The organism is Stutzerimonas sp. 21-1 (genome assembly GCF_056336065.1).
Genome location: NZ_CM150500.1, coordinates 637,279 through 659,099, shown reverse-complemented (window position 1 = coordinate 659,099; position 21,821 = coordinate 637,279). Strand labels below are relative to the sequence as shown.

The 21,821-nt window shown below is 67.7% G+C and carries 29 protein-coding genes and 1 riboswitch; of the genes, 8 read left to right on the top strand and 21 right to left on the bottom strand.

Translation table 11 applies throughout. The features are described 5' to 3' along the window. Positions 1 to 9: 9 nt before the first annotated feature. The 12 genes from AC0ZJQ_RS03150 to nrdR form a co-directional block, all read right to left on the bottom strand. Positions 10 to 810, bottom strand: a complete 801-nt coding sequence (locus tag AC0ZJQ_RS03150) for a cobalamin-binding protein (RefSeq protein ID WP_476477316.1) — start codon at positions 808 to 810, stop codon at positions 10 to 12. Then, a complete protein-coding gene (locus tag AC0ZJQ_RS03145; protein ID WP_008570560.1) occupies positions 810 to 1,217 on the bottom strand; it encodes a hypothetical protein in 408 nt (135 codons plus the stop codon). The genes AC0ZJQ_RS03150 and AC0ZJQ_RS03145 overlap by 1 nt, the downstream gene beginning before the upstream one ends. Next, a complete protein-coding gene (ribA, locus tag AC0ZJQ_RS03140; RefSeq protein ID WP_008570561.1) occupies positions 1,214 to 1,831 on the bottom strand; it encodes a GTP cyclohydrolase II in 618 nt (205 codons plus the stop codon). The genes AC0ZJQ_RS03145 and ribA overlap by 4 nt, the downstream gene beginning before the upstream one ends. Before the next feature lie 156 nt (positions 1,832 to 1,987). Then, complete coding sequence (locus tag AC0ZJQ_RS03135) at positions 1,988 to 2,635, bottom strand: retropepsin-like aspartic protease family protein (RefSeq protein WP_476477315.1); 648 nt, start codon at positions 2,633 to 2,635, stop codon at positions 1,988 to 1,990. An 85-nt stretch (positions 2,636 to 2,720) separates the two neighbouring features. Continuing rightward, entirely contained in the window at positions 2,721 to 3,218 is a 498-nt protein-coding gene (locus AC0ZJQ_RS03130) for a phosphatidylglycerophosphatase A family protein (RefSeq protein ID WP_237264343.1), read from the bottom strand. A gap of 39 nt (positions 3,219 to 3,257) precedes the next feature. Next, positions 3,258 to 4,220, bottom strand: a complete 963-nt coding sequence (thiL, locus tag AC0ZJQ_RS03125; protein WP_476477314.1) for a thiamine-phosphate kinase — start codon at positions 4,218 to 4,220, stop codon at positions 3,258 to 3,260. A 12-nt stretch (positions 4,221 to 4,232) separates the two neighbouring features. Continuing rightward, positions 4,233 to 4,718, bottom strand: a complete 486-nt coding sequence (gene nusB / locus AC0ZJQ_RS03120) for a transcription antitermination factor NusB (RefSeq protein WP_102827705.1) — start codon at positions 4,716 to 4,718, stop codon at positions 4,233 to 4,235. Then, positions 4,715 to 5,191, bottom strand: a complete 477-nt coding sequence (ribH, locus tag AC0ZJQ_RS03115) for a 6,7-dimethyl-8-ribityllumazine synthase (RefSeq protein WP_003289143.1) — start codon at positions 5,189 to 5,191, stop codon at positions 4,715 to 4,717. Before ribH ends, nusB begins: the two co-directional genes overlap by 4 nt. A gap of 58 nt (positions 5,192 to 5,249) precedes the next feature. Beyond that, the gene (gene ribBA, locus AC0ZJQ_RS03110; protein ID WP_008570567.1) at positions 5,250 to 6,329 is read right to left on the bottom strand and encodes a bifunctional 3,4-dihydroxy-2-butanone-4-phosphate synthase/GTP cyclohydrolase II; all 1,080 of its coding nucleotides are present in this window, start codon (positions 6,327 to 6,329) and stop codon (positions 5,250 to 5,252) included. Positions 6,330 to 6,341: 12 nt separating this feature from the next. After that, complete coding sequence (locus AC0ZJQ_RS03105) at positions 6,342 to 7,004, bottom strand: riboflavin synthase (protein WP_301619794.1); 663 nt, start codon at positions 7,002 to 7,004, stop codon at positions 6,342 to 6,344. Positions 7,005 to 7,122: 118 nt separating this feature from the next. Continuing rightward, positions 7,123 to 7,261, bottom strand: a riboswitch (FMN riboswitch). Between the two features lie 133 nt (positions 7,262 to 7,394). Next, positions 7,395 to 8,498 (bottom strand): bifunctional diaminohydroxyphosphoribosylaminopyrimidine deaminase/5-amino-6-(5-phosphoribosylamino)uracil reductase RibD, encoded by a 1,104-nt coding sequence (ribD, locus tag AC0ZJQ_RS03100; RefSeq protein ID WP_458989243.1) that lies wholly within the window; start codon positions 8,496 to 8,498, stop codon positions 7,395 to 7,397. Further along, entirely contained in the window at positions 8,495 to 8,962 is a 468-nt protein-coding gene (nrdR, locus tag AC0ZJQ_RS03095; protein ID WP_003289148.1) for a transcriptional regulator NrdR, read from the bottom strand. The genes ribD and nrdR overlap by 4 nt, the downstream gene beginning before the upstream one ends. Before the next feature lie 119 nt (positions 8,963 to 9,081). Between nrdR and AC0ZJQ_RS03090 the strand changes: the two genes are divergently transcribed. From AC0ZJQ_RS03090 to thpR, 3 genes are read left to right on the top strand one after another with little or no spacing between them, the layout of a single operon-like run. Then, the gene (locus tag AC0ZJQ_RS03090) at positions 9,082 to 9,498 is read left to right on the top strand and encodes a YbaY family lipoprotein (RefSeq protein ID WP_391639226.1); all 417 of its coding nucleotides are present in this window, start codon (positions 9,082 to 9,084) and stop codon (positions 9,496 to 9,498) included. Continuing rightward, a complete protein-coding gene (locus AC0ZJQ_RS03085) occupies positions 9,495 to 10,148 on the top strand; it encodes a class I SAM-dependent methyltransferase (protein WP_476477313.1) in 654 nt (217 codons plus the stop codon). The genes AC0ZJQ_RS03090 and AC0ZJQ_RS03085 overlap by 4 nt, the downstream gene beginning before the upstream one ends. A gap of 15 nt (positions 10,149 to 10,163) precedes the next feature. Next, positions 10,164 to 10,712 (top strand): RNA 2',3'-cyclic phosphodiesterase, encoded by a 549-nt coding sequence (gene thpR, locus AC0ZJQ_RS03080; RefSeq protein ID WP_102827710.1) that lies wholly within the window; start codon positions 10,164 to 10,166, stop codon positions 10,710 to 10,712. A gap of 2 nt (positions 10,713 to 10,714) precedes the next feature. On the opposite strand, the gene yedF is transcribed toward thpR, so the two are convergent. Next, positions 10,715 to 10,954: a sulfurtransferase-like selenium metabolism protein YedF gene (gene yedF / locus AC0ZJQ_RS03075; RefSeq protein ID WP_003289152.1), complete on the bottom strand. Its 240-nt coding sequence runs from the start codon at positions 10,952 to 10,954 to the stop codon at positions 10,715 to 10,717. Continuing rightward, complete coding sequence (gene yedE, locus AC0ZJQ_RS03070) at positions 10,923 to 12,149, bottom strand: selenium metabolism membrane protein YedE/FdhT (protein ID WP_102827711.1); 1,227 nt, start codon at positions 12,147 to 12,149, stop codon at positions 10,923 to 10,925. The genes yedF and yedE overlap by 32 nt, the downstream gene beginning before the upstream one ends. 167 nt (positions 12,150 to 12,316) lie before the next feature. Between yedE and trxA the strand changes: the two genes are divergently transcribed. Continuing rightward, positions 12,317 to 13,186 (top strand): thioredoxin, encoded by an 870-nt coding sequence (trxA, locus tag AC0ZJQ_RS03065; protein WP_008570575.1) that lies wholly within the window; start codon positions 12,317 to 12,319, stop codon positions 13,184 to 13,186. Positions 13,187 to 13,190: 4 nt separating this feature from the next. Here the strand turns inward: trxA and AC0ZJQ_RS03060 are convergent, their stop codons facing one another. After that, the gene (locus tag AC0ZJQ_RS03060; RefSeq protein WP_102827712.1) at positions 13,191 to 13,544 is read right to left on the bottom strand and encodes a hypothetical protein; all 354 of its coding nucleotides are present in this window, start codon (positions 13,542 to 13,544) and stop codon (positions 13,191 to 13,193) included. A gap of 110 nt (positions 13,545 to 13,654) precedes the next feature. Between AC0ZJQ_RS03060 and AC0ZJQ_RS03055 the strand changes: the two genes are divergently transcribed. The 4 genes from AC0ZJQ_RS03055 to AC0ZJQ_RS03040 are packed head-to-tail and all read left to right on the top strand — an operon-like array spanning position 13,655 to position 16,760. Beyond that, positions 13,655 to 14,263 (top strand): DUF2796 domain-containing protein, encoded by a 609-nt coding sequence (locus tag AC0ZJQ_RS03055; protein ID WP_167135863.1) that lies wholly within the window; start codon positions 13,655 to 13,657, stop codon positions 14,261 to 14,263. After that, positions 14,263 to 14,973, top strand: coding sequence for an ABC transporter ATP-binding protein (locus tag AC0ZJQ_RS03050; protein WP_167135861.1), 711 nt, complete (start codon positions 14,263 to 14,265; stop codon positions 14,971 to 14,973). Before AC0ZJQ_RS03055 ends, AC0ZJQ_RS03050 begins: the two co-directional genes overlap by 1 nt. 3 nt (positions 14,974 to 14,976) lie before the next feature. Continuing rightward, positions 14,977 to 16,242 carry an ABC transporter permease gene (locus AC0ZJQ_RS03045; RefSeq protein ID WP_167135859.1) on the top strand — a complete coding sequence of 422 codons (1,266 nt, stop codon included), beginning with the start codon at positions 14,977 to 14,979 and terminating at the stop codon, positions 16,240 to 16,242. Positions 16,243 to 16,250: 8 nt separating this feature from the next. Beyond that, positions 16,251 to 16,760, top strand: a complete 510-nt coding sequence (locus tag AC0ZJQ_RS03040) for a DUF3299 domain-containing protein (RefSeq protein WP_138300992.1) — start codon at positions 16,251 to 16,253, stop codon at positions 16,758 to 16,760. Between the two features lie 16 nt (positions 16,761 to 16,776). Here the strand turns inward: AC0ZJQ_RS03040 and AC0ZJQ_RS03035 are convergent, their stop codons facing one another. Genes AC0ZJQ_RS03035 through AC0ZJQ_RS03010 form a run of 6 tightly spaced genes read right to left on the bottom strand, consistent with a single transcriptional unit; the run spans position 16,777 to position 21,667 of the window. Next, on the bottom strand, positions 16,777 to 17,868 hold the full coding sequence (locus AC0ZJQ_RS03035) for a tetratricopeptide repeat protein (protein ID WP_476477312.1): 1,092 nt from the start codon (positions 17,866 to 17,868) through the stop codon (positions 16,777 to 16,779). 1 nt (position 17,869) lies between these two features. After that, entirely contained in the window at positions 17,870 to 18,586 is a 717-nt protein-coding gene (locus tag AC0ZJQ_RS03030) for an energy transducer TonB (protein WP_102827718.1), read from the bottom strand. Further along, positions 18,583 to 18,996, bottom strand: a complete 414-nt coding sequence (locus tag AC0ZJQ_RS03025; RefSeq protein ID WP_102827719.1) for an ExbD/TolR family protein — start codon at positions 18,994 to 18,996, stop codon at positions 18,583 to 18,585. Before AC0ZJQ_RS03025 ends, AC0ZJQ_RS03030 begins: the two co-directional genes overlap by 4 nt. A gap of 10 nt (positions 18,997 to 19,006) precedes the next feature. Further along, positions 19,007 to 19,543 (bottom strand): MotA/TolQ/ExbB proton channel family protein, encoded by a 537-nt coding sequence (locus tag AC0ZJQ_RS03020; RefSeq protein ID WP_178099714.1) that lies wholly within the window; start codon positions 19,541 to 19,543, stop codon positions 19,007 to 19,009. A gap of 1 nt (position 19,544) precedes the next feature. Then, a complete protein-coding gene (locus tag AC0ZJQ_RS03015; RefSeq protein ID WP_476477311.1) occupies positions 19,545 to 20,891 on the bottom strand; it encodes a MotA/TolQ/ExbB proton channel family protein in 1,347 nt (448 codons plus the stop codon). Then, positions 20,888 to 21,667 carry a DUF3450 domain-containing protein gene (locus AC0ZJQ_RS03010; RefSeq protein WP_476477310.1) on the bottom strand — a complete coding sequence of 260 codons (780 nt, stop codon included), beginning with the start codon at positions 21,665 to 21,667 and terminating at the stop codon, positions 20,888 to 20,890. Before AC0ZJQ_RS03010 ends, AC0ZJQ_RS03015 begins: the two co-directional genes overlap by 4 nt. Positions 21,668 to 21,821 lie beyond the last annotated feature (154 nt).

Below are 21,821 nucleotides of genomic sequence, written 5' to 3'. Positions count from 1 at the left end.
GGCGCGCCCTCAGGGTGTCGCCCGCGCCATCACTTCGCAGAGCTTCCCGATCGCGCCCAGCATCTGGAAGCTCGGCCGCTCCAGCCCTTTGTCCGGCACGGCGAGCAAGCGCCCGCTGCGCACCGCACTGAGCTGCGGCCAGGCTTTCCAACTCTCCAGTTCGGCGCCGCTGCCACCGAGGATCACCTCGGGATCGCGTGCCAGTACGGCTTCGACGCTCACCTGCGGCGCCGGCAGCTGAAGGTCGGCGAACACGTTCACCCCACCGCACACCGCGATCGCCTCGCTGATGATCTGCGGGCCGCCCAGCGTATACAGCGGGCGATGCCAGACCTGATAGAAAACCCGTAGCGGCGGCGTACGCACGTATTGCTGACGCAGCTGCGCCAGGCCGTGGCGGAAGCGCTCGGCCAGCTGAGCGCCCTGCTCGGCACGGTCGACAGCGCGGCCGATCAGCGCGAACTGTTCGGCCAGCTGTTCGAGCCGCGACGGCTCGACCACCAGCAGCGGGATGCCAAGCTGCTGCAGCTGCTGACGCTGGCCGCGCGGAATGCTGTCGGGCCAGAGCAGCACCAGATCGGGACGCAGGCTGAGCAGCGTCTCCAGCTCCACCTGGCCGTAGCGGCCGACCGATTGCACCCCGGCCAGTGCCGGCGGACGCTCGCCGCCGTCGAGCAGGCCGACCAGCCGGTCGCCGGCATCCAGTTCGAGCATGATTTCGCTGAGCGAGGGCGCCAGGCTTACCACCCGCTGTGCGGCGCTCACCGAAAGCGACACCAGCAGCAGCGCGACGACCCACAACAAGCGCATCAGCGCAGCTGCCGCGGAATGCGATAGAGGACGAGCAAGGAAAGGCTGCCGAGCACCAGCAGCAGCCGCGCCACCGGCTCCATGCCGAACAGCGCACCGACCGCGGCCAGCCAGGCCGGCCATGATGCGATCAACAGCGCGCGGCGGCGGATGCGCCGCAGCTGCGCCCAGGCCTCCGGTTCGGCGGTGTCACCGAGCGCCTGCTCCGTGGCGATCAGCGCATGTTTGAAGCGGGTGAACGCCGGCAGGCTGAAGAACAGCGAGGCGAGGCCCGCGGCGAACAGCAGCAGTCCCCCGCTGCCCAACTGCAGCCCGGTGCGGCCGAGCAGCAGCGCCGGCAGCACCATCAGCGCGGCATGCAGCCAGCCCTCGCGGGCGAGCTGGCGGCGGACAGCGGCGCGATTCACGACTGTTCGGCTTCGCCCTGATGAATCTCGCCGAGCATGTGGCCGAGCTTGCCGGCCTTGGTCGCGAGGTATTTACGGTTGTGCGGGTTGTGCGCGATCTGCAGCGGCTTGCGCTCCGCCACACGGATGCCGAAGCCCTGCAGCGCCTTGACCTTGCGCGGGTTGTTGGTCATCAGCTTGACCTCGGCGATACCCAGGTGCTCGAGCATCGGCAGGCAGATGCCGTAGTCGCGCATGTCCGGCGCGAAGCCCAGACGCTCGTTGGCCTCGACGGTATCGGCGCCGCCGTCCTGCAGTTCATAGGCGCGAATCTTGTTCAGCAGGCCGATGCCGCGACCTTCCTGACGCAGGTAGAGCAGCACGCCACGCCCTTCTTCGGAAATGGCACGCATGGCCGCCTCGAGCTGGAAGCCACAATCGCAGCGCAGGCTGAACAGCGCGTCGCCGGTCAGGCATTCGGAATGCAGCCGTCCCAGCACCGGCTTGCCATCGGCCACGTCGCCGAGGGTCAGCGCGACATGTTCCTTGCCGGTGTCCTGGTCGAGAAAACCATGCATGGTGAACACACCGAACGGCGTCGGCAGTTTGGAAGCGGCGACGAACACGACAGACACGGGCGGAAATCCCAGAGAGGAAAAAGGCGGATATTGTAACACTAACTGGCAGGCGCAAAGGGCGAGCGTAATCGGCCAAATGCAATGCGAAGCGCTGCGCCGATGCCGCCCGGCCGGGTGGCACGGCGCCCATCCGCCGGAGCGGGATTGCCAGCGCTAGATTTTCGACTCCAGCCTGAACACACCCTGGTCTTCGCGCCAGCTGACCCGGCCGAGGAAGCTCATACCGAGCAGGGCTTCGCTGGGCGATTCGCCCTCGAGTACGACTGCTTCGACGCCCAGCACGTCGATGGCGCCGACCTTGACGCTGTTCAGGCGCACGCGCCAGGCCTTGGCCGTACCGCTGGCGGTATTGACCAGCAGCGGCTGGCCGGCGGCCCGGTAATCGATGCCCAGCCGCCGCGCCTGGTTTTCGTTGATGGCGACCGAGGTCGCTCCGGTATCGACGAGGAACTGCACCGGCTGGCTGTTGATCGATCCGGCGATCCAGTAATGCCCGCCCACGCCTTTGGCCACGCTGAGCTGGGTCTTTTCCGGCGCGGCATAGCCGGCGCCGCTGTACTCGCGACTCAGGCCGTAGCTGCGCTCGACGCCGCCGACGCGCAGCACCGCACCGCGCGAATCGGCACTCACCACTTCGACGCCGCCGGGCCCGGTCTGACCGACCCGGACCAGCTTGCGCTGGCCATCGACGTTCAGCACTGCGGCGCCGGGAAACAGCCCGACCACCTGCACCATCGGCGCGGACATCGCCAGCGACGGCAACAGCAGCAGGCCAGCAAGAAGAAGTTCAAAGCGACGCATGGAAGTCCTTGAAAGGAGACGTTGGACAGGCCGGGCAATCTTCCGCCAGCCGAACGGAGGATTCAGCGAGCCGCCGCACACTTGATCACGCCAGCAGCGCCACCAGCCCCTGCATCACCGCCCAGGCAGCGGCACCGGCGAGGATGTCGTCGAGCATGATGCCGATGCCGCCGTGCACATGGCGGTCGACCCAGCTGATCGGCCAGGGCTTGGCGATGTCCATCACGCGAAACACGACGAAACCGAGCAGCAGCCAGTGCCAGCCTTGCGGCGCCAGCCAGAAGGTCATCCAGATGCCGACGAACTCGTCCCAGACGATGCCTTCATGGTCGTGTACGCCCAGCTCGCGGGCGACCTTGCCGCATAGCCAGATGCCGAACAGTATGCTCAGCACCAGCAGCACGCCGTAGCCCCAGCCCGGCAGCAACTGCCACAGTGGCACGAACGGCAGCGCCACCAGCGAGCCCCAGGTGCCAGGCGCCTTCGGCATCAGGCCGGAGCCGAAGCCGAACGCCAGGTTGTGCCAGGGGTTGGACCAGACCAGGACTTGCGGCTTGGCCGCGAGCGGCGAGGAGTCAGTCAAGACAGCGTTCCTTTTCTGATCGTGCTGGCGCAGCGACGCCTATGCATGGAAATGGTTGTAGCCACGCGCGGACACCGGCAGTTCGTTGCCCGCCGCGTCGACCAGCTGCACGCCCTGCCCGGCCACGATGCAGCCGATGACATGCACCGGCCACTGGGCATCCTGCAGCGTCGCCAGCTCGGCGGGCGGCAGGGTGAAGGCCAGCACGTAGTCGTCGCCACCGGCGAGCGCGCAGCGCAGCGCCTCGGCGGTACCGGCGAAACGCTGCAGCGGCGCGGACAGCGGCACCCGCTCGCGCTCGATCCGCAGCGCGACGCCCGAGGCTTTGGCGATATGTCCGCAATCGGCGAGCAGCCCGTCGGAAATATCCAGCGCCGCCGTGGCCCGTCCGCGCAACGCCTCGCCCAGCGCCAGCTGCGGTTGTGGCGACCAGTAGCGCGCCAGCAGATGCTCGGCGACATCCGCAGCGGCCTCGGCCTGCCCCAGCACCAGCGGCAAGGCGCCGGCGGCTTCTCCGAGCGCGCCGCCGACGCAGAGCAGATCGCCGACCTGCGCACCATGCCGAACCAATGCTTGCCCGGCAGGAACCCGGCCGAACACCGTAACGGTCAGGCACAACGGCCCGCGCGTGGTATCGCCGCCGATCAGACGCAGGCTGCAGTCGCGTGCCATCGCATCCAGCCCGCGGGCGAATTCGGCCAGCCAGAGTGCGTCGGCGGCCGGCAGCGTCAGGGCCAGGGTGAAGCCGATGGGCGTCGCGCCCATGGCGGCAAGATCGCTGGCGGCGACGGCCAGTGCGCGCTGGCCGAGCTGCCAAGGATCGCAGGGATCGGGGAAATGCACCCCGGCGACCAGAGTGTCAGTGGATACAGCCAGCTGTTCGCCGGCCGGAATCTGCAGCAGGGCGCAATCGTCGCCGATGCCGAGAACAACTTCGCCGCCGGCCCTGGCGCAAGCGGCGGCGGCGAAGTAGTGACGGATCAGCTCGAACTCACCCAGCAAAGCGGGTAGCCCTCAGCGCTTGTGGTTGCGCACTTCGGCGCTGCGCAGCGAGGGTGCCAGCTTGTCCAGCACGCCGTTGACGAACTTGTGCCCGTCGGTGGCGCCGTAGACCTTGGCCAGCTCGATGCCTTCGTTGATGACCACGCGATACGGCACGTCGACGCGCTGCATCAGCTCGTAGGTGGACAGACGCAGGATCGCCAGCTCGACCGGGTCCAGCTCGTCCAGCGGGCGGTCGAGGTTCGGCTCGATGGCCTGATCGACCTCGGTCTTCTTGCGGGCCACGCCATTGAGCAGCTCATGGAAGTAGGCACCGTCGACCCCGCTGAAATCGTTGTCGACGCGGAACTGCGCTTCGATCTCATTGAGGCTCTGACCGGCCATGTGCCACTGATACAGCGCCTGCATCGCCAGGCTGCGCGCCACCCGACGGGTAGCGATCTTGCCCTTGGCCTTGGGCTGCGGAGCGTCCTGGCTGTCGTCGTGATTCAGGCTCACTTCGCCTCCAGCTGCGACAGCAGGCTCACCATTTCCAGTGCGGAGAGTGCGGCTTCGGCGCCCTTGTTGCCGGCCTTGGTGCCGGAGCGCTCGATGGCCTGCTCGATGGAGTCGACGGTCAGCACGCCGAAGGCGACCGGCACACCGAATTCCATGGAAACCTGGGCCAGGCCCTTGGTGCATTCGCCAGCGACGTACTCGAAGTGCGGCGTGCCGCCACGAATCACCGCGCCGAGGGCGACGATGGCGTCGTATTCACCCTGCTGGGCGACCTTCTGCGCGACCAGCGGAATCTCGAAGGCACCCGGTGCACGGATGATGGTGATGTCGTTCTCGCTGACGCCGTGGCGAACCAGCGCATCGACCGCGCCACTGACCAGGCTTTCGACGACGAAGCTGTTGAAGCGGCCTACGACCAGGGCGTATTTGCCCTGCGGGGCGATGAAGGTTCCTTCGATGGTCTTCAGGGGCATGGGTGCTTTCTCATCTCTTTAAAGAACGAAGGCGCCGCGGACTGCGCGGCGCCTCTGATTATTCGGCCGGGAGGTATTCTACAACTTCCAGATCGAAGCCGGATATCGCGTTGAACTTCATCGGTGCGCTCATCAGGCGCATCTTGCGCACGCCCAGATCACGCAGGATCTGCGAACCGGCACCGACCGTGCTGTAGGTAGCCGGCATCGGCGGTTGCTGACGATTGAGCTGGCTGAGCAGCTGCGGACCGGTCAGCGGATTGCCGAGCAGCAGCACCACGCCCTTGCCGGCCTTGGCCACTTCGGTCATCGCCGCGCGCAGGCTCCAGCGCCCGGGGACGGTGACCAGCAGCAGGTCGCGCAGCGGCTCCATGTTGTGCACGCGCACCAGCGTCGGCTCCTCAGGCGAGATTTCGCCGCGGGTCAGCGCCATGTGCACGGTGTCCTCGACGCCGTCGCGGTAGGTGACCAGGTTGAACTGGCCCAGCTCGGTGTCCAGCGGTTGCTCGGACACCCGCTCGACGGTGCGTTCGTGGATCATGCGGTAGTGGATCAGGTCGGCGATGGTGCCGATCTTCAGCCCATGCTGCTCGGCGAACACTTCCAGCTCGGGCCGACGCGCCATGGTGCCGTCATCGTTCATGATTTCGCAGATCACCCCAGAAGGCTCCAGGCCCGCCATGCGCGCCAGGTCGCAGGCCGCCTCGGTGTGACCGGCACGCGCCAGCACGCCGCCCGGTTGCGCCATCAGCGGGAAGATATGCCCGGGGCTGACGATGTCTTCGGCCACCGCGTTCTTCGCCACCGCAGCCTGCACGGTGCGCGCGCGGTCGGCGGCGGAAATGCCGGTGGTCACGCCTTCGGCGGCCTCGATGGATACGGTGAACTTGGTGCCGAAACCGGAACCATTGCGCGGCGCCATCAGCGGCAACTTGAGCAGCTCGCAGCGCTCGCGCGTCATCGGCATGCAGATCAGGCCGCGGGCGAAGCGCGCCATGAAGTTGATGTGCTCGGCGGTGACGCATTCGGAGGCGATGATGATGTCGCCCTCGTTCTCGCGATCCTCGTCATCCATCAGGATGACCATCTTGCCGGCGCGGATGTCTTCGATCAGTTCTTCAGCGGTGTTGAGCGCCATCTGGGCGTCTCCTCAATTCTTCAGGTAGCCGTGCTCGGCGAGAAAACCTTCGGTGAGCCCCGAGGCCTTGGGTTCGGCGGCCTTGTCGCCCATCATCAGGCGCTCCAGGTAACGCGCCAGCAGATCGACTTCCAGGTTCACCTGTCGCCCGGGGCGGTAGTCGGCCATGATGGTTTCGCCGAGGGTGTGCGGCACGATGGTCAGCTCGAACTCGGCGCCGTTGACCTCGTTGACCGTCAGGCTGGTGCCATCGACGGTGATCGAGCCCTTGAGCGCGATGTACTTGGCCAGTTCACGCGGTGCACGGATGCGGAACTGCACGGCGCGGGCGTTATCCTCGCGCGCCACGACCTCGCCGACGCCGTCGACGTGACCGCTGACCAGATGGCCGCCGAGGCGGCTGGTAGGCGTCAGCGCCTTTTCCAGGTTGACCCGGCTGCCGGCCTTGAGATCGATGAAGGCGGTGCGTGCCAGGGTTTCGCGGCTAACGTCGGCCCAGAAGCCGTTGCCCGGCAGCTCGACCGCGGTCAGGCAGACGCCGTTTACCGCGATGCTGTCGCCCAGCTTGACGTCGCCCAGATCCAGCTTGCCGGTATCGACCAGCACGCGGACGTCGCCGCCCTTGGGCGTGAGCGCACGAATGGTGCCGATGGCTTCGATTATTCCGGTGAACATGTGGCCTCCCGCGGAAGGCTGGTGAAACGCTGCATACGACGAACTCCTGTTTTGAAAACAGGGCGCTACAGATCGATAGGGATGCATGACGGGCACGCGAACGGCGCCCATCGGAATATCCCGCTCTCTCTCATCCGGACTATACCGTCGGCCCCGGAATCACACCGGGTCTGCTGACCTTGCCTAAGCAAGCGCTCGCGGGCTAGGCCGAAGCCATTACCGCCGGTGGGGAATCGCACCCCGCCCTGAGAACGTTGGGCCACTCGCGGCCCGGCAGCGTTTTTAACACAAATAGCCGCTAACGGCAGCCAGCTTGTGCATTCGCAGCGGTTATGACGACGAAAGCCTGGCGCTATCGGCAGCCGTGGATTGAGGCGCCGGATGTCGCGTTCAGCTGGCGGGAGTCGCGACGATCTTCCAGTCGTCTCCCACCGCGCGGATGTCGACGATCTTCAGCTCGCGCGCCTCGCTCATGCGCTCCAGCGGCAACTCCAGCAACGGACGCGCCGAGGAACCGAGGAACTTGGCGGCCATGAAGATCTGGTACTCGTCGATCAGCCCGAGACGGGCGAAGGCACCGACCAGCCGCGGCCCGGCTTCGACCAGCACTTCGTTGGCGCCGCGGGCGGCCAGCTCGCGCAGCAGCGCGGCCAGATCGACCTGTTGCTGACCGAGCAACAGCAGCTCGTGGCCGGCGACCCGACAGGCCTCTGCATCGCCGCTCATGGCCGTCGCCACCAGCGCCGGGCCGGCCTGAAAGAACGGCGCGTCCAGCGGCACGCGCCGCCGGCCATCGACCAGCACGCGCAACGGCGGGCGCTGCAGTGCCAGCGCAGTCGTTTCCGCATCCAGCGCCAGCTCGGTGCCGCGTACGGTAAGCCGCGCGCCATCCATCAGCACGGTGTCGGCGCCGGTCAGCACTACGCTGGAGCGGGCACGCAGGCGCTGCACCTCGGCGCGGGCCGCCGGGCCGGTGATCCACTGACTTTCGCCGCTGGCCATCGCCGTGCGCCCGTCCAGGCTCATCGCCAGCTTGGCGCGCACGAACGGCAGACCGCTTTCCATGCGCTTGATGAAGCCGCAGTTGAGCTCGCGCGCCTCGGCTTCCAGCACGCCGCTGGCGACTTCGATGCCAGCGCTGCGCAGCAAGTGCAGCCCGCGCCCGGCGACCTGCGGATTGGGGTCCTGCATCGCCGCTACCACGCGGCCGACGCCGGCCTTGACCAGCGCTTCCGCGCAAGGCGGCGTGCGCCCGTGGTGGCTGCAGGGTTCGAGGGTGACGTAGGCGGTGGCGCCGCGGGCCTGTTCGCCGGCCTGGCGCAGCGCGTGAACCTCGGCATGCGGCTCGCCGGCGCGCACGTGCCAGCCTTCACCGACCGGCTCACCAGCGGCGACGATGACGCAGCCGACGCGCGGGTTCGGATGGGTCGAATACAGCCCCTTGCGCGCCAGCTGCAGCGCGCGGGCCATCCAGGCGTGATCGCTGGCGCTCATTCGGACTTCGCCGGCTCGCGGGACAGCCGTTCGATTTCCTCGCGGAACTCGTTGAGGTCCTGGAAGCGGCGGTAGACCGAGGCGAAGCGGATATAGGCGACCTCGTCGAGCTTCTGCAGCTCGGCCATCACCAGTTCGCCGAGCACGCGCGACTTGATCTCGCGTTCGCCGGTGGCACGCAGCTGGTGCTTGATGTGGGCGATGGCCGCTTCCAGCCGCTCGACACTGACCGGGCGCTTCTCCAGCGCGCGCTGCATGCCGGCACGCAGCTTCTGCTCGTCGAACGGCTGGCGGCTGCCATCGGACTTGATCAGTCGCGGCATCACCAGCTCGGCGGTTTCGAAGGTGGTGAAGCGCTCGCCGCAGGCCAGGCACTCGCGGCGGCGGCGTACCTGATCGCCCTCGGCAACCAGGCGGGAATCGATGACCTTGGTGTCATGGGCACTGCAGAACGGACAATGCATGGGCGGGATTCGGTCGAACGTCGGGGCGGCTATGGTAGCGCATCCGACCGGCAAGACAAGGCAGCGGCTTTGCTGCTATACAAGGCCGATTCGCCGTAGTTCTGGAGCTTTCCGTGCCCTTGCGTACCGCCTTCGTGCCCCTGCTGCTGATCCTGCTGGCCGGCTGCGGCAGCCAGCCGCCCGCGCCGCCCGCACCGGTCGAACTGAGCAGCGCACCGCACTCGAAATTGCACAACGAACTGAGCGGCAGCCTGATCGGCGCGCCGGCCGGCAGCGAGGTCGAACTGGCGCTGCTGGAGGTCGACCGCCGCGACCAGCCGGATAGCCTGCTGAGCAACGTACAGCTCAAGGGGCGCGGCTCGGAGCTGCCGTTCATCCTGCAGTTCAACCCGGATGTCTTCCCCGTGGGCCAGCGCGTCGAGCTGCGCGGGCGGGTGACACGCGCCGGGCAGCTGATCATGCGTCTGCCGGCGCTGCAGATCCGCAATGCCAGCAGCCAGGCGCTCGGCCCGCTGCAACTGGTACCCGCCCCGTGACGGCACCGGCACAACTGCAGGCGGTACTGAACGCATTGCTCGGCGACGCCCGGCTGGTTGCCGAGCCGCTGCCGGAGACCGATCTGCGCCTGTGGCTGATTGATGCGGCCAACATGGATCGCGCCTTCAGCCCCGAGGAAACCCGGCGGATTCTCGAAGACCCACCGTACTGGTGCTTCTGCTGGGCCAGCGGCCTGGTACTGGCGCGCTGGCTGGCCGAGCGGCCGCAATGGGTACGGGACAAGCGCGTGCTGGATTTCGGTGCTGGCTCGGGTGTCGCCGCCATCGCCGCGGCCAAGGCTGGCGCGGCGGAAGTGGTGGCCTGCGATCTCGACCCGCTGGCGCTCGCCGCCTGCCGGGCAAACGCCGCGCTGAACGACGTGGAACTACGCTATTCGCAGGACTTCTTCGCCGAGGCGGATCACTACGATCTGATCATCGTCGCCGATGTGCTCTACGATCGCGCCAACCTGCCGCTGCTGGATCACTTCCTCAGTCGAGGTCGCGAAGCGCTGGTGGCCGATTCGCGGGTGCGCAACTTCGCCCATCCGCTGTATCGGCGCCTGGATGTGCTGGACGCCTGCACCTGGCCGGATCTCGCCGAGCCGGCCGAATTCCGCCAGGTCAGCCTCTATCACGCGGCGCGATAGCTGCCGGAGATTGCCGTGAGCGAGTCAACTCTGCGTCTGTTCTTCGCACTGCCCTGCCCGCCCGAGCAGGCGACAGCCATCTGTCGTTGGCGCGACGAGCAGGCGCTGCAAGGCCGACCGGTGCCGCCGCAGAACCTGCACCTGACCCTGGCGTTTCTCGGCGTGCAACCGGCCGATTGCCTCGACGGCCTGCAGCGGCTGGCGGCCGATCTCGACTGCCCGGCATTCGAGCTGACGCTGGATCGCCTGATCACCCTAGGCAAGGGTTTCATCTGCCTGCAGCCAAGCGCACCACCGCCGGCGCTGGACTACCTCGCCGCGGCACTGCGTGCGCAACTGGCCGCACTCGGGCTGGTGCTCGACAGTCGGCCGTTCCTGCCACACCTGACGCTGACACGCCATGGCCACGAGCGCGTGCACGGCCACAGCCCGGCATTCGGCTGGACGGTGGATCGCTTCGTGCTGTTCGTTTCGGAAACTACCGCGCAGGGCGCGCGCTATCGCGAGCTGGGCAGCTGGCCGCTGCGGGCATCCGGGACGACCGCGGCGGCCGTCCCGGACTGAGGTCAGGCGGGGATTTCGATCAGGAAGCGGAACAGCGAGCCGTGCTGTTCCACGCTCAGGCAGTTGTAGCCTTTGGCGCGGGTGTCTTCCGGGATGCCGTTGACCGACTGCGAGCAGTCGGTGACCACTTCCAGCAACTGCCCCGGCTGCATGGTCGCCAGGGTTTCCAGCGTGGCGATGGCGTTGTACGGGCAGTGCTCGCCGCGCAGATCAAGCGAGAGATTCGGTTTGGCCTGGCTCACGGGCAGGACTCCTCTTGGTTTGGAAACGTTTGGCGTTCAGATGCACCAGCAGCATGGCCACGGCCAGGCCGGCGAAGGTCAGCATCAGGCCGCTGGTAGGGCCAAAGCTTTCCAGCAGGTTGACCTTCGGATACGGCAGCGCCAGCGTCGAGCCCAGCTCGTCCCAGTACACCGCCACCAGGGTGCCGCCGATGACATTGCCGATGCCGACCACCCAGAAGTGCACCTGCCCTTCCATTGCGCGGTACATCCAGCCGGTCTCGCAGCCGCCCGCAACGACGATGCCGATGCCGAACAGCAGGCCGCCGATGATCGCGTTCGGCCCCATCCAGAAAATCTTCGGGCTCGCGCCCAGGGCGATCGCACCGAAGGTGCCGACGCAGGCCACGGCCATGCCCAGCAGGATGCCGTATGCAGCACGGGTGCGCCCGGTGGTCCACAGGTCACGCGCGGCGCTGGTGAAGCAGATCTGCGCGCGCTCGATCAGCCCACCGAACAGCAGGCCGAACAGCACTGCCATACCGAGCACCAGCGAAGTATCGAAGCGCCAGGCGGCGAAGCCGATGGCGAGCACGGCAACGGCCACGCCGAGACGCGCCTGCAGCGTGGCGCGGCGCCGGGTGCCCTCGACGTCGCCGAACAGCGAACTGGCCTGACTACCCACTTTCAGCGGCGTGCGCAGCCAGGGCAGCAGGCAGATCTTCACGCCGATCCAGGCGCCGCCGACCGTAGCCAGCATGAACGCCCAGGCGTGCAGCGAGAACATCGGAATCCCGGTGAAGAACGCCGCCAGGTTGCAGCCCATCGCCAGCCGCGCGCCGAAGCCGGCGATGACGCCGCCGATCAGCCCCTGCGCCAGACGCCGCTTGCTGGTCGGCCAGCGCAGGCTGACGTTGTTCGCCCACAGCGCCGCGCACAGCGCGCCGAGCAGCATGCCGATGATCATCACGCCATCGACGCGATCGAGCGGCGTGCCGGCCAGGCCGATTAGTTTGAAGTAACTCCACTCGGCAGGTGTGTAGCCGAACCAGGACAGGACGTGGCCACCCCAGCGGGTGAATTCGCCGGTGACGGCCCAGAAGGTTCCGGTGATGGCGAAATAGTAGGCGGACGCGACACCCAGCGCGACGAGCGCGGGCAAAGGCGACCAGAAGCGCACGAGATAGCGCTCCCGGAAGTCGGACAGAACGGACATCGATGACTCCTTTTGCGCGACTGCAATCGCCGCACCAAGAAAAGGGGACGCAAGTATAGGGGCCACTACGCGTTTCGTCGCGTCGCATCGCCCGCCCTTGCTTCCCGCACCCGGCGTCCCCACTTAACATGCCGAGCTTTCACGTCTTTCGCCGCCCGAGAATCCCGATGAGCCAGACGCCCTATATCTTCGATGTCACCACCGCCAGCTTTGAACAGCTGGTGCTCGAAAACTCCTTCCACAAGCCGGTGCTGGTGGATTTCTGGGCCGAGTGGTGCGCGCCCTGCAAGGCGCTGATGCCGCTGCTGGCGAAGATCGCCGAGGAGTACCAGGGCGAGCTGCTGCTGGCCAAGGTCAACTGCGATATCGAGCAGGACATCGTTGCCCGCTTCGGTATCCGCAGCCTGCCCACCGTGGTGCTGTTCAAGGACGGCCAGCCGGTGGACGGCTTCGCCGGCGCGCAGCCGGAGTCGGCCATTCGCACCATGCTCGAACCCCATGTACAGGCACCGGCCACGCCGCAGGGCAATCTGCTGGAAAGTGCGCAGGCGGCGTTTGCCGAAGGTCGTTTCGCCGAGGCCGAAGCGCAGCTGCAGCAACTGCTCGGCGAGGACAACGAGAACGCCGCGGGGCTGATCCTGTACGCCCGCTGCCTGGCCGAACGCGGCGAGCTGGGCGAAGCGGAAACCGTGCTCAATGCCGTCAAGGGCGACGAGCACAAGCAGGCGCTGGCCGGCGCACGCGCCCAGCTGACCTTCCTGCGCCAGGCCAACGACTTGCCGGAAGTCGCCACGCTGAAAAGCCGCCTGGCGCAGAACGGCGAAGATGACGAGGCCGCCTATCAGCTGGCCATCCAGCAGCTCGCCCGTCAGCAATACGAAGCGGCGCTCGACGGCCTGCTCAAACTGTTCGTGCGCAACCGCGGCTATGCCGAAGGCTTGCCGCACAAGACGCTGCTGCAGGTCTTCGATCTGCTCGGCGGCGACCATCCGCTGGTCACGCTGTACCGCCGCAAGCTGTACCAGGCGATCTACTGACTCGTCAGGACGCCGGGCAGCCTTCGCCGATCCAGTGGTAGCTCGCGGTATCCGTGCCGTTCTCGACCCGCACCTGATCGCAGTGGCGCAGCCGCACCAGTAGGCGCTTGGCCATCGAAGCACTGCCGGTCAGCGCCTCCAGCTCGGCAAACAGTTCGGGGCCGTCCAGCCGGCCCGCGCGGCGCAGGCGCTCGCGCGCGGTGTGCCACAGGCTGTCGTCGGCAGACGGCGCGGCGTCGATGACGCGCTCGCTGGGTGCCAGCGGCAGATTGCGCGCCAGCTGCGCCCAGTCCTGCTCGTCCAGCTCGATATTCAGATCGACCGGCCACTCGCCGATATGCCCACGGATACGAATCATGCTGCTCTCCTTCGGTAGCGCGGCGCATGCTCCCATGACCGCGACGGGCTGGCCAGTCGACGCAAAAAGGCGTTATAACGTAACCACCTTTTCAGTTCCCGGAACCGACCATGCGCCCGCTGCTGCTCGCTCTGCCATTCGTTCTGCTGCCTCTCAATTACAGCCAAGCACAGGACGGCCACGACCACCACGAACACGATGCCGCCGCCAGTCTGGGCGCCCACGAGCACGGCACCGCTCACCTCGATGTGGCGCTGGACGGCACCGCTCTGGAGCTGGCACTGCACAGCCCGGCGGCAAATCTGCTGGGCTTCGAGCACGTCCCCGCCAGCGCGGCGGACGAAGCGCAGATAGCGCACACCCGCCAGCAGCTGGAGCAGCCGCTGGTCCTGTTCGGCCTGCCGGCAGCCGCCGCTTGCGACGTCAGCGAACAGGAACTGCAGGGCGACCTGCTGGGTGGCGCGCACGCCGGCTATCAGCGCCGCGATGGTGACGCCGCGCCCAGCGAGCCCGAGCCCGCCGCCCGCGCCGATGGGCACAGCGACATCGAAGCGCGCTATCGCCTCGACTGCCGCCATCCCGAGGCGCTACAGGCACTGGATCTGCGCACGCTCTTCGAGCGCTTTCCGGCAACCGAGCGGATTCAGGTCCAGCTGATCGGCCCGCGCGGCCAGCAGGGCGCCGAGCTAACGCCGGACCACGCGCAGCTACCGTTCTGATGCCAGCCTCCGACCTGCTCGAACTCGACGACCTCGGCTTCGCCTGGCCCGGCCAACCCGAGCTGCTGGACATTCCCCGCTTCCGCCTAGCGCGCGGCGAAAGCCTGTTCCTCAAGGGACCTTCCGGTAGCGGCAAGACCACCCTGCTCGGACTGATCGGCGGTGTGCAGCGCGCCAGCCGCGGCAGCGTGCGCCTGCTCGGCGAAGACCTCGGCCGCCTGTCCGCCGGTGCACGCGACCGTTTTCGTGTCGATCACACCGGTTACATCTTCCAGCAGTTCAACCTGCTGCCGTTCCTGCCGGTGCACGAGAATGTCTGCCTGCCCTGCCGCTTCTCGCAGTTACGTGCGCGCCGGGCGATCCGGCGCCACGGTGGACTGCCCCAAGCGGCGGCAGCCCTGCTCGAACAGCTGGGCCTGCCGGCGACACTGCTGGCGCGACGCGCCGATACGCTGTCGATCGGCCAACAGCAGCGGGTCGCCGCCGCGCGAGCACTGATCGGCCAGCCCGAGCTGGTGATCGCCGACGAGCCGACCTCGGCGCTGGACGCCGACAGCCGCGACGCCTTCCTCGACCTGCTATTCAGCGAATGCCGCGCCGCCGGGGCCAGCCTGCTGTTCGTCAGCCACGACCAGAGCCTGGCGCCGCATTTCGACCGCAGCCTGACGCTGGCCGAACTCAACCGCGCCGCGCGCGTTGCGGAGGTCTGAGGCATGTACCTCTTGCGCCTGGCGCTGGCGAGCCTGAACAACCGCCGCTTCACCGCCCTGCTCACCGTGTTCGCCATCGCGCTGTCGGTGTGCCTGCTGCTCGCCGTCGAGCGGGTACGCAGCGAGACGCGCGCCAGCTTCGCCAGCACCATCAGCGGCACCGACCTGATCGTCGGCGCGCGCTCCGGTTCGGTGAATCTGCTGCTGTACTCGGTGTTCCGCATCGGCAACGCCACCAACAACATCCGCTGGGACAGCTATCAGCAGCTGGCCGGCCACCCGCAGGTAAAGTGGGCGATCCCGCTCTCGCTGGGCGACTCGCACCGTGGCTACCGCGTACTGGGCACCAGCCCGGCGTATTTCGAGCATTACCGCTTCGGCCGCCAGCAGCCGCTGCAGTTGGCCGAGGGTCGCGCGTTTGCCGACGATCCGTTCGAGGTGGTGCTCGGTGCCGAAGTCGCGCAGAGCCTGGGCTACCGGCTGGACGAGCGGATCGTGCTGGCGCATGGCGTGGCCAAGGTCAGCATGGTGCAGCACGACGACAAGCCGTTCCGCGTGGTCGGCATCCTGCGCCGCACCGGCACGCCGGTAGACCGCACGCTGCACATCAACCTCGCCGGCATGGAGGCGCTGCATGTCGACTGGCGCGGCGGTGTGCCGGCCCGCGGCGCCGGGCGGGTGAGCGCCGAGCAGGCGCGCGCGCTCGACCTGCAGCCACAGCAGATCACCGCCGTGCTGCTCGGCCTGAACAGCCGGATCGCCACCTTCGCCCTGCAGCGCGAGATCAACCAGTATCGCGGCGAGCCGCTGCTGGCGGTGCTGCCCGGCGTAGCGCTGCAGGAGCTCTGGAGCCTGATGGGCACCGCCGAACAGGCGCTGTTCGTGGTCTCGCTGTTCGTCGTGCTGACCGGACTGATCGGCATGCTCACCGCAATTCTCACCAGCCTCAATGAGCGCCGCCGGGAGATGGCGATTCTGCGCTCGGTGGGCGCGCGGCCCTGGCATATCGCCGGGCTGCTGGTGATCGAGGCGTTCGCCCTGGCGCTGGCCGGCGCGGCGCTCGGACTGACGCTGCTGTATGTCAGCATCGCCGTGGCGCAGGCGCCGCTGCAGCAGTTTTATGGCCTGTATCTGCCGTTCGGCTGGCCGAGCGGCTATGAATGGCGCCTGCTCGGCGCGATCCTGCTGGCAGCCGTGCTGATGGGCGCGGTGCCCGCCTGGCGCGCCTATCGCCAATCGCTGACCGACGGCCTGTCGATCAGAGTGTGAGTACATCCATGTCGCGTTTACTGTTCATCCTGCTGCTGATCCTGCCTGCCGCCTTCGCTGGCGAGGCGCGCCTGCTGCAATGGTCGGAACTGATCCCCGAGGGTGCGCCACCACCGCCACCGCCGACGCCGCTGCACGATCTGTCGCAGCTGGCCGACGCGCTGGCGGCGGAGACCGGCCCAGCCGCCCGCCAGCAGTCGCCGGCCGCGCCGGTGGTCGAGGCGCTGGACGGCATCGTCGCCCGGCTGCCCGGCTACATCGTGCCGCTGGAGATGGATGGCGAAGGTCGGGTGATCGAGTTCCTGCTGGTGCCCTACTTCGGCGCCTGCATCCACGTGCCGCCCCCGCCGTCGAACCAGATCGTGCACGCCACCAGCGAGCTGGGCGTCAGGGTCGACCAGCTGTATCAGCCGTACTGGATCGAGGGGCCGCTGAAGGTGGAGCCGACCAGCAGTGAACTGGCCGAGGCGGGTTACCGGATGGTCGCGCAGACGATCGAACTGTACGAGCTGGACTGAAAGCCCGGGCTGACGCTCAGCCGGCGCGGGCGACCTGGCGTTCGCGCTCGAAGCTCAGTTCGTCCTCGGCCCATTGCCGCCAGGCGCGCACCTTGCGGCGCTCGGCGCCAGCACGCTCGGCCTGCTTCAGCGCGTCCAGCCCGGCCTGCCAGTGCGCCTGCTCCAGCTCGAGCTGGGCGACATTCATCCAGAACTTGGCGGCGCCCGACTGGTTGGCCAGCTCGCGATAAATTTTCGCCGCCGCACCGCGCTCGCGCGCCTGCCACCACAGCATGCCCAGCCGCTCGCGGCGGGTGCCGTTACTCGTCAGCAGGCCGGATTCGAGCATGCCCTCCAACAGTTTGGCGCCTTGCCACGGCTGGTTGGCGGCGCTGGCCAGCAACACTAGGTTGTCCAGCTCGGCCTCACTGAAGCGCAAGCCCTTGGCGTGCGCGGTGCGCAGCGTCGCCAGCGCCTTATCCTCGGCACCGGCGAGCTGCTGCAGCCCCGCCAGCTGGCGCCAGACCTTCACCTGCTCGGGATGCCGCAGCAACAACTGGCGCTGCCAGCGCTCGGCCGCGGCATAGCGCTTGAGCTCGGCGTTGCCGGCAACCAGGAACTGCAGCCAGATGTCGTCCGCGCGCGGATTGGCCTGCATGTAGCGCTCGGCCAGCGGCAGTGCCTTGGCATGCTGACCGAGCCCCTGATAGGCCTGCACCAGCATCTGCAGTACGTCTTCGTCGGCCTGGTCGGCCTTCGCCAGCAGGCTGACGACCTTGGCGAAACGCCCTTCGACCAGGTTGAGCCGCGCCAGGTTGAGCCGTTCGCCGGCCAGCAACTGCTCGTCCAGCTTGCCGCTGGCGACGGCCTTGTCCAGCCACTCCAGCGCCTGCCGATTGTTGCCCTCGGCCCAGGCCAGATAACCGCGGCTACGCCAGAGCAATGCTTCCTCCGCGCTGCCCGCCTTCGCTTCGACACCGCTCAGCGCCTGGCGCGCCGCCGGGTAATCGCCCTTGGCCTGTGCCGATTGCGCGCGCTCGAGTGCGGCGAAGATCGCCGGATCGATACTCTGCGCGGCGTGCGCCGCGCAGCTGAAGCAGAACAGCAGCAGGACCAGCAGACGAGGCATCTCAGCGTTCTCCTTGCAGGCGGAAGTGCAGGGTTTTCACCGCTTCACGCGATACCGCCACACCATTCTCGGTACGCGGGGCGAAGCGCCAGCGCGCCGCCGCGCGACGCGCCTCGCGGTCGAAGACGTTGCGCGGCGAGGCTTCGAGCACGCGGATGTTCTCCACCCGGCCCTGCGGGTTGATGGTGAAGGCCAGTTTGATGTGCCCTTCGATCCCCTGCTGGCGCGCACGATAGGGATATTCGGGACGCACGTCATTGAGCGGCATCACCTCATGTTCGGGTCCGCCGGACTGACCACCGGCCACGGCGCTGGAGGCTGCCGGCCCCGCCGTCGCCGCGACTGCGCTGGCCGCCGCGGCGCTGAGCCCGGACAGGCTCGGCGCCGGAGCGGCCGCCACCGAGATGCCCGAGTCGATATTCGGCAGATCGAGATCGAGCTTCGGCAGACTGGCATCCGGACTGGCCATGTTCGGCGTCGGCGGTGTGGGCGGTTGCGGTGTTTTCGGCTGCGGCGGCTGTGGCGCCTGCTGGCGCGAACGGCTGGCGCTGCTCTCGTCGCGCCCGTCCATGCGCACGAAGTTGGCGATCGCCACCGGCTCCCGCTCCACCTTGCTGCGCGGCGGGCTGACCATGCTCAGCATCAACGCGAACAGCAACAGCGCCACCACGCAGGCGGCGATGAAGGACAGCACCACGCGCACCAGCGCTGCCATCACTGCGCGTCCGTGCTGGCGGCCAGGGCCACATCATGCACGCCCGCCTGGCGCGCCTGGTCCATCACCTGGACCACCAGCCCGGTGCGCGCATCCTGATCGGCCTGCACCACCACAGCGCCTTCCGGCTGATCGACGCGCATGCGCTCGACATGCGCGCGCACGCTGCGTACATCGACGGCCTGCTTGTCGATCCAGACCTGACCGTCGGCGGTCACCGCGATGAAGATGTTGCCCTTGTCCTGCGCACTGGCGGTGCTCGCCTGTGGACGCTGCACCTCGACGCCGGACTCCTTGATGAAAGAGCTGGTGACGATGAAGAAGATCAGCATGATGAACACCACGTCGAGCATCGGCGTGAGGTCAATGCCGGTGTCTTCGTCCTGCTGGTAATGATGGCGACGCATGCGCATCCAGAAATCCTCAATCGTGACGCAGCTGGTCGGCCAGCCGGTCGAGCGACAGCCGGGCGATGCGCTCGAGGCGCGCCAGGCTGAACAATCCAGTAATGGCCAGCACCATGCCGGCCATGGTCGGCAGGGTCGCCTGCCAGACGCCCGCGGCCATGCCGCGCGGGTTGCCGGTACCGTTGAGCGCCAGCACGTCGAATACTGCAATCATGCCGCTGACCGTGCCGAGCAGGCCGAGCAGCGGGCACAGCGCGACCAATGCCTTGCTCAGGCGTAGCGGTCCGGCCAGCTGCTGCTGCGCCTGCGCCAGCCAGGCAGTGCGCACGGCGCGCTGCCAGACGCCAGGCTGATCGACCAGATACTCCCAGGCCCGGCGGCGGTCGTCGGCCCAGTGCGGAAACACCCGGCGCATGTACCAGACACGCTCGAAAACCAGCGTCCAGTACAGCACGCAGAGCAGCGCCAGCGCCCACATGACCATGCCGCCGGCCCCCATGAAGTCGAGCAGCAGATGCCCGCTGTCGACCAGGCGCAGCCACAGGCCGTGCATGTCAGTCACGACGCGGCGCTCCGGACAGGTGCAGGGCGATCAGCCCGGCGCTCTGTTGCTCCAGAATCTGGATCAGCGCCTTGCTGCGGCTGGCCAGCAGTGCATGCAGGAACAGCAGCGGAATCGCCACCACCAGGCCCTGCACAGTGGTCACCAGCGCCTGCGAGATGCCGTCGGCCATCAGCCGCGAGTCGCCGCCGCCAGTCTGAGTGATGGCCTGGAAGGTGACGATCATCCCGGTCACCGTGCCCAGCAGGCCGAGCAGCGGTGCCACGGCGGTCAGCAGCTTGAGCAGCGGCTGGCCACGCTCCAGCGGCGGGGTTTCCTGCAGGATGGCTTCGTCGAGCTTGAGTTCGAGGGTTTCCAGATCGGCGAGCTGCGGCTTGGGGCCAAGCACGCCGATGATGCGACCCAGCGGATTGTCGGCGCGCGGATTGTTCAGATCACGCATCTGGCCGCTCACCTTGCGACTGACGCCGGCGAGATAGACCATCCGCCACGCCGCCAGACACAGACCGAACAGACCCAGGGCGACGATCACCCAGCCCACCAGGCCGCCCTGCTGCAGACGTGTCCAGAAGTCCGGCTCGAGCTGCAGCTGCGCCAGCAGCGTGCCGCGGCTCGGATCGACCGGCAATGCGGCCAGCGCCGCATCGCTGTCCAGATAGTCGTTCACCAGTCCCATGCCGGACGGTTGCCGCGCCGGCGCCAGCAGCTGGCCCGAGCCGGCGTCGTAACGCAGGAAGGCATTCTGGCCGTACGCGGAGAAGCTGCCGACGCGCAACACCGGCTGCTCGCTGCGCTGACCATCGGCGGCGACGACCGGCAGCGTCAGTTGCTCGACCCGACCGCTGGCGGCGAGGTCTTCCAGCAGCGCCATCCAGAAGCCGTCGAGATCGTCGGCGGATGGCAACGCACGGCTCTCGGCCAGGCTGTGCAGGCGCTGCAGACGCTCCGGGTACTGCACGTTGAGCAGGCTGTCCTGCCACTGTGCGGCGATGTCGCCTGCACTCTGGCGCACCACGCCGAACAGCTCGCCGAGGTGGCCGACGCGCTGCGCCAGCAATTTCTCCTGCTCGGCCAGCGCGGCTTCCTGACGATCGAACTCGGCCTTCAGTCGCTCGGCCTCGGCCTTCTCGCGGTCAAGCTCGGCCTTGGCGCGCGCCAGCAGCTGCGCCTGCTCGCTGCGATCGCTGACGAACGCCTGCTCGCGCGCCTGCATGGCGCTGACTTCGGCCGCCCGCTCGCTGCGGATGCGTTGCAGCAATTGATCGGGATTCAGCGGCTCGGCGGCGTGCGACAGCACGGGCAGCAGCACGAGGGCAAGAAGGTACGACAGACGGCTCATTGCGCGGCCTCCTCGGCCAGGGTCTTGACGGGCAGTTCCAGATAGGCCGGCGCCTGCTGTTGCCGGGCCACGGCGATGGCCTGGGTGATCGGGCGGCGCGCGTCGCCGTCGAGCACTTGCCAACTGCGCGTCTGCGGATTCCACCAGCCGCTCTCGTGGGCATCCAGCGTCTGGTAATAGAGCATGACCCGCCCCAGACGCAGGAACTCGACGCTGCGCGCGCCGCCCTCGACCGGCAGCTCGCCGCGCCAGGCTTCCAGCGTGCGTCCGTAATCGCTCTCGATCTGATAGGCCTCGAGAATGCGGCGGTACTTCTCCGCCAGACTCACATCGGCACGCGGCAACAGATCCTGCAGTCCGGCCAGGCGATCGGCGCGCTCTTCCGGCAGGAACGGCAGGTCAGCAGCGATGAACTCGCCCAGCACTTCGACCATCCGCCCCATCTGCGGCGTCACCGCTTCCTGGGTGCGCTCGATGCCGTCCAGCTGGCGCTGGAATCCCTCCAGTTCCTTGCGCTGCGCGGCGGTGAGCTCGACCAGCTGCTTGTTGTAGGCCTTCAGTGCCTCGGTCTGCTGCAGCGCGCTGCGGTACTCGTTGAGCATCTGCCGGGTGGCGTCATCAAGCTGCTCGATGCGTTGCTGCGAAGCCGCGGCCTCGGCTGACAGCCGCTCGCTCTCGGTCAGCGCGGCATCCAGGGAAGCTGCCATCAGTGGCGCCGAGCTCAGACAGCACGGCAACACGGCAACCGCCAGCAGGCGGGGGATGAACGAAGACATGGGGGATCCTTGCAGGAGGTCTAACTCAAAAGAGAAACATTATCATCTTCCCATTGACGCAGCGCAACCCGGGCAATACGTCGCAGGCCGGGGCGTGCGTTTCATTGAGCTGAGTCAAATTCGACAGCAAGCTACTCAATACCATGGCCCCATC

What these genes read in the sequence shown, in the direction of transcription:
- AC0ZJQ_RS03150 (WP_476477316.1), bottom strand. Translation starts at nt 810, where the DNA reads ATGCGCTTGTTGTGGGTCGTCGCGCTGCTGCTGGTGTCGCTTTCGGTG.
- AC0ZJQ_RS03135 (WP_476477315.1), bottom strand. Translation starts at nt 2,635, where the DNA reads ATGCGTCGCTTTGAACTTCTTCTTGCTGGCCTGCTGCTGTTGCCGTCG.
- ribH (WP_003289143.1), bottom strand. Translation starts at nt 5,191, where the DNA reads ATGCCCCTGAAGACCATCGAAGGAACCTTCATCGCCCCGCAGGGCAAA.
- ribBA (WP_008570567.1), bottom strand. Translation starts at nt 6,329, where the DNA reads ATGGCGCTCAACACCGCTGAAGAACTGATCGAAGACATCCGCGCCGGC.
- AC0ZJQ_RS03105 (WP_301619794.1), bottom strand. Translation starts at nt 7,004, where the DNA reads ATGTTCACCGGAATAATCGAAGCCATCGGCACCATTCGTGCGCTCACG.
- ribD (WP_458989243.1), bottom strand. Translation starts at nt 8,498, where the DNA reads ATGAGCGCCAGCGATCACGCCTGGATGGCCCGCGCGCTGCAGCTGGCG.
- nrdR (WP_003289148.1), bottom strand. Translation starts at nt 8,962, where the DNA reads ATGCATTGTCCGTTCTGCAGTGCCCATGACACCAAGGTCATCGATTCC.
- yedE (WP_102827711.1), bottom strand. Translation starts at nt 12,149, where the DNA reads ATGTCCGTTCTGTCCGACTTCCGGGAGCGCTATCTCGTGCGCTTCTGG.
- trxA (WP_008570575.1), top strand. Translation starts at nt 12,317, where the DNA reads ATGAGCCAGACGCCCTATATCTTCGATGTCACCACCGCCAGCTTTGAA.
- AC0ZJQ_RS03060 (WP_102827712.1), bottom strand. Translation starts at nt 13,544, where the DNA reads ATGATTCGTATCCGTGGGCATATCGGCGAGTGGCCGGTCGATCTGAAT.
- AC0ZJQ_RS03055 (WP_167135863.1), top strand. Translation starts at nt 13,655, where the DNA reads ATGCGCCCGCTGCTGCTCGCTCTGCCATTCGTTCTGCTGCCTCTCAAT.
- AC0ZJQ_RS03050 (WP_167135861.1), top strand. Translation starts at nt 14,263, where the DNA reads ATGCCAGCCTCCGACCTGCTCGAACTCGACGACCTCGGCTTCGCCTGG.
- AC0ZJQ_RS03045 (WP_167135859.1), top strand. Translation starts at nt 14,977, where the DNA reads ATGTACCTCTTGCGCCTGGCGCTGGCGAGCCTGAACAACCGCCGCTTC.
- AC0ZJQ_RS03040 (WP_138300992.1), top strand. Translation starts at nt 16,251, where the DNA reads ATGTCGCGTTTACTGTTCATCCTGCTGCTGATCCTGCCTGCCGCCTTC.
- AC0ZJQ_RS03035 (WP_476477312.1), bottom strand. Translation starts at nt 17,868, where the DNA reads ATGCCTCGTCTGCTGGTCCTGCTGCTGTTCTGCTTCAGCTGCGCGGCG.
- AC0ZJQ_RS03025 (WP_102827719.1), bottom strand. Translation starts at nt 18,996, where the DNA reads ATGCGCATGCGTCGCCATCATTACCAGCAGGACGAAGACACCGGCATT.
- AC0ZJQ_RS03020 (WP_178099714.1), bottom strand. Translation starts at nt 19,543, where the DNA reads ATGCACGGCCTGTGGCTGCGCCTGGTCGACAGCGGGCATCTGCTGCTC.
- AC0ZJQ_RS03015 (WP_476477311.1), bottom strand. Translation starts at nt 20,891, where the DNA reads ATGAGCCGTCTGTCGTACCTTCTTGCCCTCGTGCTGCTGCCCGTGCTG.
- AC0ZJQ_RS03010 (WP_476477310.1), bottom strand. Translation starts at nt 21,667, where the DNA reads ATGTCTTCGTTCATCCCCCGCCTGCTGGCGGTTGCCGTGTTGCCGTGC.